12 protein-coding genes are annotated in these 14,054 nt (G+C 63.7%); 6 read left to right on the forward strand and 6 right to left on the reverse strand.

Annotation, left to right across the window (positions count from 1 at the left end; translation table 11 throughout):
* The first annotated feature begins 7 nt into the window (after positions 1–7).
* Positions 8–922, forward strand: coding sequence for a hypothetical protein (locus tag RA302_RS21225; RefSeq protein WP_054188799.1), 915 nt, complete (start codon positions 8–10; stop codon positions 920–922).
* Complete coding sequence (locus RA302_RS21230; protein WP_070160293.1) at positions 922–3,183, forward strand: heavy metal translocating P-type ATPase; 2,262 nt, start codon at positions 922–924, stop codon at positions 3,181–3,183. The genes RA302_RS21225 and RA302_RS21230 overlap by 1 nt, the downstream gene beginning before the upstream one ends.
* 59 nt (positions 3,184–3,242) lie before the next feature.
* Here the strand turns inward: RA302_RS21230 and rsmA are convergent, their stop codons facing one another.
* The 3 genes from rsmA to RA302_RS21245 are packed head-to-tail and all read right to left on the reverse strand — an operon-like array spanning position 3,243 to position 6,435.
* Positions 3,243–4,142 (reverse strand): 16S rRNA (adenine(1518)-N(6)/adenine(1519)-N(6))-dimethyltransferase RsmA, encoded by a 900-nt coding sequence (gene rsmA / locus RA302_RS21235; protein WP_003946263.1) that lies wholly within the window; start codon positions 4,140–4,142, stop codon positions 3,243–3,245.
* A 9-nt stretch (positions 4,143–4,151) separates the two neighbouring features.
* Positions 4,152–5,279, reverse strand: a complete 1,128-nt coding sequence (locus RA302_RS21240) for a resuscitation-promoting factor (RefSeq protein WP_007729017.1) — start codon at positions 5,277–5,279, stop codon at positions 4,152–4,154.
* 31 nt (positions 5,280–5,310) lie between these two features.
* Positions 5,311–6,435, reverse strand: coding sequence for a resuscitation-promoting factor (locus RA302_RS21245; RefSeq protein WP_070160295.1), 1,125 nt, complete (start codon positions 6,433–6,435; stop codon positions 5,311–5,313).
* A 236-nt stretch (positions 6,436–6,671) separates the two neighbouring features.
* Between RA302_RS21245 and RA302_RS21250 the strand changes: the two genes are divergently transcribed.
* A complete protein-coding gene (locus RA302_RS21250; protein WP_003946214.1) occupies positions 6,672–8,120 on the forward strand; it encodes an amino acid ABC transporter substrate-binding protein/permease in 1,449 nt (482 codons plus the stop codon).
* A gap of 17 nt (positions 8,121–8,137) precedes the next feature.
* Positions 8,138–8,884, forward strand: a complete 747-nt coding sequence (locus tag RA302_RS21255) for an amino acid ABC transporter ATP-binding protein (RefSeq protein ID WP_030536313.1) — start codon at positions 8,138–8,140, stop codon at positions 8,882–8,884.
* Between the two features lie 36 nt (positions 8,885–8,920).
* Here RA302_RS21255 and RA302_RS21260 read toward each other — a convergent pair whose 3' ends face one another.
* Positions 8,921–9,310: a DUF6578 domain-containing protein gene (locus RA302_RS21260; RefSeq protein WP_070160297.1), complete on the reverse strand. Its 390-nt coding sequence runs from the start codon at positions 9,308–9,310 to the stop codon at positions 8,921–8,923.
* A gap of 76 nt (positions 9,311–9,386) precedes the next feature.
* Positions 9,387–10,214 carry a TatD family hydrolase gene (locus tag RA302_RS21265; protein ID WP_030536315.1) on the reverse strand — a complete coding sequence of 276 codons (828 nt, stop codon included), beginning with the start codon at positions 10,212–10,214 and terminating at the stop codon, positions 9,387–9,389.
* Positions 10,215–10,235: 21 nt separating this feature from the next.
* Between RA302_RS21265 and metG the strand changes: the two genes are divergently transcribed.
* Positions 10,236–11,834 (forward strand): methionine--tRNA ligase, encoded by a 1,599-nt coding sequence (gene metG, locus RA302_RS21270; RefSeq protein ID WP_003946248.1) that lies wholly within the window; start codon positions 10,236–10,238, stop codon positions 11,832–11,834.
* 81 nt (positions 11,835–11,915) lie between these two features.
* Entirely contained in the window at positions 11,916–13,163 is a 1,248-nt protein-coding gene (locus tag RA302_RS21275; protein WP_338477882.1) for a DUF2786 domain-containing protein, read from the forward strand.
* Here RA302_RS21275 and rsmI read toward each other — a convergent pair.
* Positions 13,160–13,990 (reverse strand): 16S rRNA (cytidine(1402)-2'-O)-methyltransferase, encoded by an 831-nt coding sequence (rsmI, locus tag RA302_RS21280; protein WP_243617539.1) that lies wholly within the window; start codon positions 13,988–13,990, stop codon positions 13,160–13,162. The two genes, RA302_RS21275 and rsmI, sit on opposite strands and share 4 nt — an antisense overlap.
* Positions 13,991–14,054 lie beyond the last annotated feature (64 nt).

Here is a 14,054-nt window from a genome sequence, read left to right on the forward strand (position 1 = left end):
GTCAGCCGTGCGCACCTCGACAACACTTGCCGCCTACGCCGTAGGGCTGGTCGCCGTCTTCGGCGCCGCCCTCGGCGTGGGGGCCGCAATCGGAAGCCCGATAGACATGTCCACCACCCAGCACAGCACCCACGAATCAACCACCGAATCGATGCCAGGCATGGATTCGGCAACACCTGCAGGTCTCGAAGTCTCCTCCGGCGGATACACACTCACCGATGTGACCGCACCCGGTCGAGCTGGGGAGCCGGGAACCTTGACCTTCCGGATTCTCGACGACACCAACACGCCCGTCGTCGATTTCGACCTCCTGCACGAGAAGAAACTCCACCTCATTGTCGTCCGAAACGACACCAGCGAATTCCGCCACGTACATCCGTCCCTCGCTGCAGACGGCACCTGGTCGATCGACTGGGCCTGGCCCGCCGCCGGCACCTACCGAGTCTTCGCGGACTTCGATCCCACCGACGGCACCCAACTGACACTCGGCCGAAACTTCGACGTGGCAGGCGAATTCACTCCTGCGCCGCTACCTGCGAAGAGCGCGACCGCAACCGTCGACGGATACACCGTGACTCTCGACGGTGATCTGACCACTGCCGGCGGCCCGATCACGCTGAGCGTTGCTCGCGACGGAGCCCCGGTCACCGATCTCGATCCGTACCTCGGTGCCTTCGGTCACCTCGTTGCCCTGCGCACCGGCGACCTCGCCTACCTGCACGTGCACCCCGAAGGCGAGCCAGGCGACGGCGTCACAGCTCCTGGTCCGGACATTTCCTTCCACGCACAGGCACCGAGCGAAGGCACATACCGGCTGTTCCTCGACTTCCAGCACGAGGGCGTGGTTCGGACCGCCGAATTCACTGTTGATGCAGGCATTTCCACAGCTTCAGTTCCAGACAATCACGAGGGAGGGCACTGATGACGTCACCGACTGCGGTCGACAATGCTGCCAACTCGAGCAGCGTCGAACTCGCGATCACCGGGATGACCTGCGCCTCCTGCGCGTCACGAATCGAGAAGAAGCTCAACAAGATCGACGGCGTCACAGCCACCGTCAACTACGCGACGGAGAAGGCCAAGGTCACCTTCCCGGACGGGGTACCCGTCGAAGATCTGGTCACTGCCGTCGAGAACGCCGGTTATTCCGCCGCGCTCCCCAAGCCGCCCAGCGCGCCGGACACCGTCGACCCGGATGCGGAAACCCCGCAGGATCGTGATCTGCGCGAGCTCCGTACCCGCCTGATCATCTCGACTCTTCTCTCCGTGCCGGTCATCGCTATGGCGATGATTCCTGCGCTGCAGTTCGACAACTGGCAATGGCTCTCCCTCACACTGGCCGCACCGGTCATCGTGTGGGCGGCCCTCCCCTTCCACCGGGCTGCCTGGGTGAACCTGCGTCACGGCGCGGCCACGATGGACACGCTCATCTCGCTGGGCACCATCTCGGCCTTCGTCTGGTCGCTCTACGCACTGTTCTTCGGCACTGCGGGCGAAGCCGGTATGAAGCACGCCTTCCGGCTGACGGTCGACCGGATGGACGGCAGCGCCAACATCTACCTCGAAGTTGCCGCGGGCGTCATCACGTTCGTGCTGGCCGGACGCTACTTCGAGCACAAGTCCAAGCGCACGTCCGGCGCCGCACTACGCGCACTCATGGAACTCGGTGCGAAAGACGTCGCGGTATTGCGCAACGGCGTCGAAGTACGAATCCCCGCCGAAGAACTGGCAGCGGGCGACTCCTTCATCGTCCGGCCCGGCGAGAAGATCGCCACCGACGGCATCATCACCGAGGGCCGCTCAGCCGTCGACATGAGCATGTTGACCGGCGAATCCGTGCCGGAGGAAGTCGGTGTCGGGGACACTGTCGTCGGCGCCACCGTCAATGTCGGTGGAACCTTGACCGTCGAGGCAACCCGGGTCGGGAGCGACACCCAACTCGCCCAGATGGCGGCACTGGTCGAAGACGCCCAGAACGGCAAGGCCGAAGTTCAGCGCCTCGCCGATCGGATCGCCGGTATCTTCGTACCGGTCGTCATCGCGATTGCCGTTGCGACACTGGGCTACTGGCTCGGCACCGGTAACCCCATCGAGATGGCCTTCACCGCTGCGGTCGCCGTGCTGATCATCGCGTGCCCCTGTGCCCTCGGATTGGCAACGCCCACAGCCCTGTTGGTGGGCACGGGTCGCGGAGCTCAGATGGGAATCCTCATCAAGGGACCCGAGGTGCTCGAATCGACGCGCGCAGTCGACACCGTCGTGCTCGACAAGACGGGAACCGTCACCACCGGTCAGATGACATTGCTGGACACCGTGGTGGGCGAAGGAACAACCGTCGACGAGGTCCTTCGGCTGGCGGGCGCACTCGAACATCGCTCCGAGCACCCCATCGCCGCAGCGATCGCGAAGGGTGCGACCGAAGCCGTGGGCGAATTGCCTGCGGTCGAGGATTTCGTGAACGTCGCCGGGCGCGGCGTGCAGGGAATGGTCGACGGTCACGCCGTCGTCGCGGGCCGAGACGCGCTGCTCGCCGACTGGTCGATGCCGTTGCCGGAAAATCTCCGCCAGGCGAAGGCTGCAGCAGAGAAGGCCGGGCGCACCGCAATCGCGGTGGGCTGGGACGGCAAGGCGCACGGCATCCTCGTGATCGCCGACGCGGTCAAGGACACGAGCGCCGAAGCAATCGCGCAGTTGAAAGCACTCGGCCTCGAACCGGTTCTGCTGACCGGTGACAACGCCACCGTTGCTCGCACTGTCGCGGATCAGGTCGGGATCAGCACCGTCTTCGCCGAGGTCATGCCTGCGGACAAGGTCGACGCCGTCAAGAAACTGCAAGCGGAAGGACGCGTCGTGGCCATGGTCGGCGACGGCGTGAACGACGCGGCAGCCCTGGCTCAGGCCGATCTCGGCCTGGCGATGGGCACGGGTACCGACGTTGCGATCGAGGCCAGCGACATCACTCTGGTGCGAGGTGACCTGCGGTCGGCAGCCGATGCAATTCGACTGTCCCGCAAGACGCTCAAGACCATCAAGGGCAACCTGTTCTGGGCATTCGCCTACAACACGGCTGCGATCCCGCTGGCTGCGGCCGGCCTGCTCAACCCGATGCTCGCCGGTGCCGCAATGGCATTCAGCAGTGTGTTCGTGGTGAGCAACAGCCTGAGGTTGCGCCGGTTCAAATAAGGGGGCAAGCCCCCTGTGCGCGGTTAGGGAGTCCCTGCACTCCTTAACCGCGCACGGGGCTATTCGCCTCCAGCCAGCCGAACGAAGGCTGCTGCGTCGAGCATCTCGCCACGCGTCTGAGGCTCGATACCGGCAGCGAGGAGCCGTCGTTCGGCCTCGGCAGGCGAACCTGCCCAACCGCTGAGCGCGGCACGCAAAGTCTTGCGGCGCTGCGCGAATGCGGCGTCGATCGCCGCAAAAACCTGCTTGCGGTGCTTCTCGTCCATCGGCCACGGCGGCTCCGCGTACCGATCGATACGAACCAATCCGGATTCGACCTTCGGCACCGGCCAGAACACGTTGCGTCCGACGGCACCGGCGCGGCGAACCTCGCCGAAGAAGTTGGCCTTGACGCTGGGAACGCCGTAGATCTTGCTTCCCGGATCAGCCGCCAGGCGGTCGGCAACCTCGGCTTGCACCATCACGAGTGCGGTCCGCAGACTCGGAAGCGACGCGAACAGGTGCAACAGCACCGGCACCGCGACGTTGTACGGCAGGTTCGCGACAAGCGCGGTCGGCTCGCCGGGAATCTGCGAAGGCAGCACACGCATCGCGTCGGCTTCGACGACGGTCAGGCGATCGGCCAGTTCCGGCGCTCGCTCGGCCACCGTCTTCGGCAGGCGAGCCGCGAGGTTGGGATCGATCTCGACCGCGATGACCCGATCGACCACGTCCATCAGCGCCATCGTCAGCGAACCGAGACCAGGCCCTACCTCGAGAACGACGTCGTCACGTGTGACGCCTGCCGTGGTGACGATGCGCCTCACGGTATTGGCGTCGTGAACGAAGTTCTGCCCCAACTGTTTCGTGGGCCGGACACCGAATTCCTCGGCAAGAGCGCGCACCTCGACCGGACCGAGCAGGGCTGCCTGCCCGCGCGGAGTAGCGATGGGTTCGTTCGATTGTTCGGCGTCTGACACCAGTAGAACTTATCCCAGTCCGAGGCGACCCGAGCACGACGGCCATGCGCCCCAGCCCTGAGTGCGCTGGGTCTGTGTCGCAATCGCGATCTGTTCTTCACGGGTGGCGAGGTCGGCGCGGGGCGCATATTTCAACCCGCCCTGTCGTTCCCAGGTGTTCTGATCGAACTGCACGCCGCCGTAGAAACCGTTGCCGGTGTTGATGGCCCAGTTACCGGTGGCCTCGCACTGTGCGAGCGCATCCCACGTCGAACCGTTCTCCACGGGCGGCACCTCGGTGCCCGGCTTCGTTCCGACACGCACGACCTTCGGCTGCGCCGGTGTGGTGATCGTCTCCGAGACCTGGGTACGTCCGGCTTCGACACCGTTGACGAGATTCACGGCGAACGTCACGTCACGCACGCCGGGCACGCCCGGGTTCTCGACGATCGTGCGGCTCTGGTTCATCGTCGGATCCTCGATGCGCTGATCCGGCGGATCGAGCGGCAAGGTCTCGACCTTGTTCTCGGTGCGGTTGCGCGTCACCGTGACCTCCAAGCCCTCGGTCAGTGGAGCGTCGGCGGCGGGAACCACCGTGTCCGACTGCTCGAGCGGAGTGCCGTTGGCGGTAAGGAACTCCCCGACCGTCGGCGCCGCGATACGCACGTCGGCTGCCGCGTTTGCGCCGTCGACCAGTTTTGCGACGACCGGTGTCAGCACGTCGAGCGCGGCGCCGTCCAGCGGAAGACGCTGCGAGCGCGAAGCCGACACGTGCACATCCGCCGCGACGTCCAACTGCTTCAACGCGTCGTCGACGGTCAAGGCAGTGGTCCAGAGCTTCTGCGGCTGACCGTCGACCGTCAACGTGATCTCACGGGCACGACGGAGCACCACGGTGTCGCCGTCGGACAGCGAAGCGTCGGCCGCGGGAGCAACTGCATCCTTGTCACCGATCGGGTAACCGGCGTCCTCGAGAGCGCCGTCGACGTTGGTCGACATGGTGCTCAGGCGAATCTGCTCACCGTCGACATCGAGAGTGATGGTCTTGTGCCGGACGACGGCCAGAACACCACCCACGAGAACCGTCAGGAGAAGAGCGGCGATCGCCGAGTACAACAACGGCGACCTGGTCGAGTTGATCTTGGCGAACGGTGACATCGGTTCCTGTGTTCTGTGAGGTGTGAGCGCGTCAGCGCAGGCCCAATTTGCTGGTGCAGGACGGCCAAGCACCCCAGCCCTGACCGGCGCGGACCTTCTCGCCGATCGCGATCTGCTGTTCACGTGATGCGAGGTCGGCGCGAGCTGCGTACTGACCGCCGCCGAATGCTTCCCAGGTGCTCTGGGTGAACTGAAGTCCTCCGTAGAAACCGTTGCCGGTGTTGATGGCCCAGTTTCCGGTCGCCTCGCACTGAGCAATGGCATCCCACGTCGACGCGTTGGACACAGCGGGAGCGGAAGCCTGCTTGGTACCGACCTTCACCACTGCTGCGACCGGTTCCTTGATCACGGTCGCGGACAGTTCGGTTCGTCCGGCCTCGACGCCGTTGACGGTCTTGACCTCGACGGTGGCCGTGCGCTCACCCGGAACACCCGGGTTCTCGACGACGGTCTTGTCCTTCTCCAGCTCGGGATCCTCGACCTTGTTCTCCGGCGGCGCGATCGGCTGCGTCTCGACGCGAGTGTCCGTGCGGTCGCGAGTGACCTGGATGGTCAGGCCGTTGGAAACGGGTGTGTCGGCGGCGGGAACCACCGAGTCGGCCTGCTCGAGCGGCGCATTCTTGGCCGCGAGAAGATCACCGACGGTCACGGCGGCGAGCTTGACCTCCGCCGCGGGAGCGCCACCGTCGCTGACGCTGACGGTCTTCGGGCTGACGACGTCGAGCTCGGTCCGTTCGAGCGGCAGACGATGCGAGCGCGAAGCCGAGACTGCGAAGTCGTCGGACACATCTACCTGCTTCAATGCCTCGTCGACCGTCAATGCGGTGGTCCAGATGGTGGTCGGCTGACCGTCGACGGTCAGAGCCAACTCACGGGCACGGCGCAGTACGACGGTATCGCCATCGGACAGGGAGGAATCGGCACTGGGTGCGAGCGCGTCCTTGGGATCGACCGGGTATCCGGCGTCCTCGAGAGCGGTACCGACGCTGCTCGACATCGTGGACAGCGAAATCATGTCGCCGTCGACATCGAGGTTGATCGTCTTGTGCCGAACCACGGCGAGCGCACCCCCGACGATGAGCGTCAGAAGCAACGCACCCACCACTGAATAGAGAAGTGGTGACTTCGTGGAGTTGATCTTGGCAAAAGGCGACACAGGAAATCCCAAGGCAGACGACGTTCGATCACAATACGGTAACGACCGAGCGTTGTATCGGCAACCAAATCACAACGAAATGCGACTTTTGTCACGGAACGGCAACGGCGTGTCGTGTGTTCTGCACTTTCCGGCTCCGATACCCGTGTATCGATTCAGCTCTGGGCGCAGTATGTTCTCGTCTGGTTCAAAGCAGTCCGGCGATCCCGGGCGCGACAGAAGAAAGCTGGGCGATAGTGCGAAGAAGATTCGACAGACCACGTAATGCCAGGTGGCCGATCCTGGCCATCCTGCTGGCGCTGATCGCAGCGCTGTTCGCCCCCGGAATCGCGAGCGCGCAACCCGGCCGCACCTACACGATCGCCACCGATCTGACATTCGCCCCGTTCGAATTCGAGAACGAAGACGGCAAACTCGTCGGCATCGACATCGACCTGCTCAATGCGATCGCCGAGGACCAAGGCTTCAAGGTCGACATCAAGCAGCTCGGCTTCGACGCGGCCCTTCAGGCCGTGCAGGCCGGGCAGGCCGACGGCGTCATCGCGGGCATGTCCATCACCGACGCCCGCAAGCAGGTGTTCGACTTCTCCGACCCGTACTTCGAGTCGGGCGTGCAGATGGCGGTCCTCGAGACCGACAACGACGTGAAGTCGTACGAGGATCTGAGGGGCAAGCGCGTCGCCGTCAAGAACGGCACCGAGGGCGCCAGCTTCGCCGAGTCCATCAAGGACCAATACGGCTTCACCACAGTCTATTTCGCCGACTCCGCCAGCATGTACGACGAGGTCCGCACCGGGAACTCCGTCGCAGTCTTCGACGACTACCCCGTCCTCGCCTACGGCATCACACAGGGCAACGGCCTCAAGACGGTCACCGAAAAAGAGGTGGGCGCGAGCTACGGCTTCGCAGTCAACAAGGGCCAGAACGCCGAACTGCTCCAGATGTTCAACGCCGGACTGCAGAACCTGCGCGACGACGGCCAGTACGACGAAATCGTCTCGACCTACCTCGGTCAGGGCGCGTCGACGTCGGACAACTCCATCATCGGCTTGATCAAGAGCACCTACCCGCAGCTTCTCAAGGGCCTGTGGTTGACGATCGTTCTCTCCGTCGTCTCGATCGCGATCGCTCTGGTCCTAGGCGCGATCTTCGGTCTCTGCCGCGTGTCCACCAACATGTTCGTCCGAGGTATAGGCACAACCTACGTCGACATCTTCCGCGGCACACCGCTGTTGGTGCAGGCATTCTTCATCTACTTCGGCATCCCGGCAGCCCTGCATTTCCAGATGTCCGCCTTCACCGCAGGCATCATCACGCTCTCGCTCAACGCCGGCGCGTACATGGCTGAAATCGTCCGCGGCGGCATCCTGTCCGTCGACAAGGGACAGATGGAGGCGTCACGAAGCCTGGGCATCAGCTACATGAAGTCGATGCGAAAAGTCATCATGCCGCAGGCAATTCGCACGATGATCCCGTCGTACATCAACCAGTTCGTGATCACCCTCAAGGACACGTCGATCCTGTCGGTCATCGGACTCGCCGAGCTCACTCAGACAGGGCGCATCATCATCGCGCGCAACTTCCAGTCGTTCAACATGTGGCTGATCATCGGCGTCATGTACTTCATCATCATCATGGCGCTCACCAAGCTGTCGAACCGCCTCGAGAAGAGGATCAACAAGTGACCGAAACAGCCGTCAACATGGGCAAGTCCGCCACCGAGGTCAAGATTTCGGTCAAGGGACTGAAGAAGTCGTTCGGCGACAACGAGGTCCTCAAGGGCCTGGACGTCGACATCAAGAGCGGTGAAGTGGTCTGCGTCATCGGGCCTTCCGGTTCCGGCAAGTCGACCTTCCTGCGTTGCCTCAACCGCCTCGAAGACATCACCGCCGGATCCGTGCGCGTCGACCAGTTCGACCTCACGAACAAGGATGTCGACATCGACAAGGTGCGCCAGCACATCGGGATGGTGTTCCAGCACTTCAACCTGTTCCCCCACATGAGCGTCGTCGAAAACGTGATGCTCGCTCCGGTGCAGACCGGGCGATCGACCAAGGAGCAAGCTCGCGAGATCGCCGTCAAGCTGCTCGGCCAGGTCGGTCTCGCGGAGAAGGCAGATGCCAAGCCCGCCAGCCTGTCCGGTGGGCAGAAGCAGCGCGTTGCCATCGCCCGCGCACTCGCGATGAGTCCGGACATCATGCTCTTCGACGAGGCCACCAGCGCCCTCGACCCCGAAATGGTGGGTGAGGTTCTGCAGGTGCTGCGCGACCTCGCCAAGCAGGGCATGACCATGGTCGTCGTGACCCACGAGATGGGCTTCGCTCGTGAGGTTTCCGACCGAGTCATCTTCATGGCCGACGGATACATCGTCGAAGAAGGTAAGCCGGAGAGTCTGTTCGGCAACCCCCAGCAGCAGCGCACCCAGGACTTCCTGGCGAAGGTTCTCTAGGGGCAAGCCCCCTGTGCGCCTTTTCGGTAGCGGGGACTACCGGAAAGGCGCACGGGTGGTGGCCAATTCGACGACAACGGCCGTCTCCATCCAGCCACGACGACCGGCAACCAGCGACGACATTCCGCGAAAAGACCGTGGGGCCTTCTCGACTCGAACGTGATCGGTGCTTCCAGGTACCAATACCCAGTGCCTGGGTTCTTGTTCGACAAACTCGCCGCGCTCGAGTCGGATCGAGAGAACGATCCCGGCCGTAGGTTCCACGTCGTCGGGATAGATTCCTCCATGAACCGTCCCGTCGAACCACTGCGACTCATCTATCGGGTGCAAAGCCCACGCAGATTTTTCGCCGACCACCGGCAACGGTGCACAGCACTCGAATTCCCACGTTTCGATGCGGACTGTGACCACGTTGTAGTCATTCATCTGAATACTCCGCGCAGTAGACGGACCGGGACACGACGGTCCCGGGCGCGGAGTTACCTGTCAGACCACCATAGCGTCAGAGCTTGTAGACGCGCTCCGCTGTCGCCGTGGACGCTGCTGCCAGCGCCTGCGGATCCTCACCGCGGATGTCTGCGAGCGCGCGCACTGTGTACGGCAGGCAGTACGACTCGTTGGGCGCACCGCGGAACGGGTGCGGCGTCAAGAACGGCGCATCCGTCTCGACGATCAGTTGATCCGACGGCACCAACAGCGCGGCCTCACGCAGCGCCTTCGCATTCTTGAAACTCACGGTTCCCGAGAAACTCAACACGTAGCCCGCGTCGATGCACGCACGGGCCATCTCCGAATCCGAGGAGAAGCAATGGAACACCACGGTCTCCGGCGCGCCTTCCTCGTGCAGCACCCGCAGCAGGTCCTCATCGGCTTCGCGATTGTGAATCATCAGCGTCTTGCCGAGACGCTTCGCGAGGTCGATGTGCCACCGGAAACCGTCGACCTGCTCCTCGATGGTGGCGCACCCTTCGAGCTTGCCTGGCCAGTAGAGATCCAGCCCGGTCTCCCCCACCGCGACGACCCGCGGATCGGACGCCAACCGTTCTATCTCGGCTCTGGTGTCGACATCGAGGACGTTCGCCCTGGTCGGATGGATTGCGACGGCTGCGTAAACCCTCGAATCCCAGTTCGCAGCGTCGACGGCAAAGCGTGCGGCATCAAGGTCGTCGGCCACCGTGACGACCCGTCCGACGCCGACGGCTTCGGCCCGATCGACAATTTCGGCCACGGTCGCAGCGTCGTGCGCACCACAGGCGTCGAGGTGCGTATGTGCGTCGATCAGAGGCGACAAGGGCTCAGGGGCATCGGGGGCGGGACGGTCTTTGCTCACGCCCGATAGAGTAAGCCCACCATGACTGTGCCTGCCTCACCCTCCCAGACCCCGCGCCCGGACTCCGCTGCCCCGGAAGGCGCGGAACGATCGCCGTTCTACATCACGACAGCGATCGCGTATCCCAACGGCGCTCCGCACATCGGCCACGCGTACGAGTACATCTCCTCGGACGCGCTCGCCCGCTTCAAGCGGTTGGACGGTCACGAAGTGTTCTTCATGACCGGCACCGACGAGCACGGTCTGAAGATGCAGCAGACAGCAATCAAAGAGGGCATCGACGTCCGCGAACTCGCGGCTCGGAACTCCGACGTGTTCCAGAACCTCGACAAGGTCCTGAACATCTCGTACGACCGGTTCATCCGCACCACCGACGCCGACCATCAGGTCGCCAGCAAGGCGATCTGGGAAAAGATGGCCGCATCGGGCGACATCTACCTCGACACCTACTCGGGGTGGTATTCGGTTCGTGACGAGGCCTTCTACACCGAAGCCGAGACCACGCTCCTGGACGACGGCACCCGTCAGTCGACGGAGACCGGCACTCCGGTGGAGTGGACCGAGGAGTCCAACTACACTTTCCGTCTCTCGGCCTACGAGGACCGTTTGCTTGCTCTGTACGAAGAGCATCCCGAGTTCATCGCACCCGCGACTCGTCGCAACGAGATCGTCAGCTTCGTCAAGGGCGGCCTCAAGGACCTGTCGATCTCGCGCACCACGTTCGACTGGGGCGTCGAGGTTCCCGGAGACCCCGACCACGTCATGTACGTCTGGGTCGACGCCCTCACCAACTACCTGACCGGCGTGGGTTACCCGAACGTCGACTCGGCGGAGTTCGAGAAGTTCTGGCCCGCGAGCCTGCACATCATCGGCAAGGACATCACGCGTTTCCATACCGTGTACTGGCCGGCGTTCCTCATGTCTGCCGGCATCGAACTGCCGGAGCGGGTCTTCGTCCACGGGTTCTTGTACAACAAGGGCGAGAAGATGTCGAAGTCGGTCGGCAACGTCGTCGACCCCATCGCGATGGTCGATCAGTACGGCCTCGACGCGGTCCGTTTCTTCCTGCTCCGCGAGATCTCGTACGGCCAGGACGGCAGCTACAGCCACGAAGCAATCGTGACGCGTATGAATGCAGACCTGTCCAATGAACTGGGCAACCTCGCGCAGCGTTCACTGACGATGGTCGCGAAGAACTGCGATGCCCAGGTACCGACCCCCGGCGAGTTCACCGAGGACGACCTGGCGATGCTGGCGTCGGCGGATGCCCTGCTTGCCAAGTGCCGCAGCGAGTTCGACGTGCAGGCGCTGCATCTCGCACTGGAAGCCATCTGGGGCGTTCTCGGCGAGACCAACCGGTACTTCTCCAAGCAGGAACCGTGGGTTCTGCGCAAGACGGATCCGGCACGCATGGCGACGGTTCTGTACGTGACGCTCGAAGTGGTCCGTATCGTCGGGCTTCTCGTTCAGCCGGTGATGCCCGACGCGGCGTCACGCATCCTCGATCTGCTTGGCCAGAGCGAAGAGAACCGGCAGTTCGCCGACATTGCGGTTCGCATCGACGCGAACCGGAAACTGCCTGCTCCGGCGCCAGTTTTCCCCCGCTTCGTCGAGGAATGAGCTAAGCGAGAGTGCCGCACGTGGGGTCCGAGATATCCGGTTACAGGCGGATGTGTCGGACCCCACGTGCACACTCCAGCCATGACGGCGAATAGAACATACATTCGAACCAGCGCTTCGGCGCAGACACTGCCATGGAACGGAGCGCGGGTGTCCACTCAGGAGGTCAGCCCTCAATCCGTTTCCGCGGTGCGAGATCTCGTTTCCGAACTGTCCGCGGCGTACGACCGCGGATGGCAGCCGGCGGATCTGATTCATCTGGCGCGTCGAAGCAAAGAAGCGTCCGACGCCGATCTCGCCGCCACCACCATCCTGTTCGACGCGAAGGCGTCGCGCGCCTCCGATCGCGCTCCGCTCGAATGGGTGGGGCAGTTGCAGACAATCGGCGAGCAGTATCCGAAGTCTCGGCACATCGCTTCTCGAATCACCTTGGACGACGACGTTTTTCGCTCCCTCGCGGCCGGCCTTCTGTTCCAGGATCCCTACTTCCTCGTTTCGCAGATCGTCGACGTCGCGCGATCGTGGATGCGCCTACCTCAGTGGACGGTGTTGCTCGCGCCACCATCCACCTGGCCGTCGCAACGCACCGATACCAGCTATGCCGGCGTCGGCGATACCGAGGTCGACGCCAAGGTACTCAAGCGAATTCGTGGACTACTCGCCAAAGCGGAAGCAACCAACTTCGCGGAAGAAGCCGAGATTTTCACCGCGAAGGCCCAGGAGTTGATGACCCGGTACGCCATCGACTCCGCACTGCTCCACAGTCGCGCCGGGGTCACCGACACATCCGTCAATGCCCGACGCATTCACATCGAGAACCCGTACGTGAAGGAAAAGGTTCACCTCCTGACCGAGATCGGCGAATCGAATCGAGTCAGGACTGTCTGGTTCAGCGACATTGCACTCGCGACCATCGTCGGCACTCCGGTCGACCTTCAGCAAGTCGACATGCTGTTCACTTCCCTGCTCGTACAGGCAACCCGTGCAATGCAATTCGCCGACTCGAGCAATCGTGGCGGCTCACGCACCACCTCGTTCCGCAAGGGATTCCTGGCCGGGTTCGCCAGCCGCATCGGACACCGCCTGCGTGACGCCGGCACCAAAGCCACCGCCGAAGCGGCCGACGCGGCATCGATGGACGTCGCGGATCTTCTGCCGATCCTCGCCACCACATCCGAGGCCGTCGACGCCGAATTCGATCGATTGTTCCCGACAACCCGCAAGACTCGCGGACGGTCCGTGGACGCCGAAGGCTGGCACGCCGGCCAGGCTGCAGCCGACGACGCCAACCTGCGTCCCGGCGCACCCGCCGTGAACCGCTCCCGCTAGTCCTTGCGCGCAGCCAGGACCGTCTCGTACAACTCACGCTTGGAGACTCCGGTCGTTGCGACCAGAGCACACGCGTCCTTCAATCGTGCTCCCCCCTCGACCAGCCTTTCCACCTCGTCGACCAGATCGGCAGGATCAGATGCCACCAGCACTGCGCCTTCGAGCACCACCGTGATCTCACCGCGAACGCCCTCGGCGGCCCAAGCAGCTAACTCCCCGAGAGTGCCGCGCTTCACTTCCTCGTAGGTCTTGGTCAATTCCCGGCACACAGCCGCGCGGCGATTCGGCCCGAGCACTTCCACCGCATCTGCGAGGCAGTCGGCAAGGCGATGAGGCGCTTCGAAGAACACACACGCTCGCTGCTCGGTTGCCAAGGCAGAGAGCCACGTCTTGCGCTGCCCCTGCTTACGCGGCGGGAACCCGTCGAAGCAGAACCGCTCGACGGGCAATCCGGAGAGTGCCAGCGCCGTCGTCACCGCCGACGGACCGGGCAAGCACGTGACGGCGAGGTTCTCGGCTACGCAGGCGGCGACAAGGCGATATCCGGGATCGCTGACCGACGGCATGCCCGCGTCCGTGACCAGCAGGACGGTCTTGCCTTCGGCGACGTCGGCGACCAGCGCGGGCAGCCGGGAAATCTCGACCTGATCGTAGAAACTGACGATCTTCCCGGTGATGGTTACCTCGAGCGCGGACGCCAGAGACTTGGTGCGTCGTGTGTCCTCCGCAGCAACGACGTCGGCGGTTGCGAGAGCAGACCGAAGACGCGGAGACGCGTCACCGACATCTCCCATGGGTGTTGCGGCGAGTACCAAGCGACCAGTCATACCTGACAGCCTACGATTGCCAGGTGACTGTGCAGACGGACGAGCGGCCAACGCCCGCCACGAG

It is taken from the genome of Rhodococcus sp. DN22, assembly GCF_036669995.1.
GTDB lineage: Bacteria > Actinomycetota > Actinomycetes > Mycobacteriales > Mycobacteriaceae > Rhodococcus_F > Rhodococcus_F erythropolis.

Bases quoted from the DNA above. Each gene is read 5' to 3' on its own strand.
- RA302_RS21240 (WP_007729017.1), bottom strand. From the start codon at position 5,279: ATGTCACCGTTCGCCAAGATCAACTCGACCAGGTCGCCGTTGTTGTAC.
- RA302_RS21255 (WP_030536313.1), top strand. From the start codon at position 8,138: ATGGGCAAGTCCGCCACCGAGGTCAAGATTTCGGTCAAGGGACTGAAG.
- RA302_RS21260 (WP_070160297.1), bottom strand. From the start codon at position 9,310: ATGAATGACTACAACGTGGTCACAGTCCGCATCGAAACGTGGGAATTC.
- RA302_RS21230 (WP_070160293.1), top strand. From the start codon at position 922: ATGACGTCACCGACTGCGGTCGACAATGCTGCCAACTCGAGCAGCGTC.
- metG (WP_003946248.1), top strand. From the start codon at position 10,236: ATGACTGTGCCTGCCTCACCCTCCCAGACCCCGCGCCCGGACTCCGCT.
- RA302_RS21275 (WP_338477882.1), top strand. From the start codon at position 11,916: ATGACGGCGAATAGAACATACATTCGAACCAGCGCTTCGGCGCAGACA.
- rsmI (WP_243617539.1), bottom strand. From the start codon at position 13,990: ATGACTGGTCGCTTGGTACTCGCCGCAACACCCATGGGAGATGTCGGT.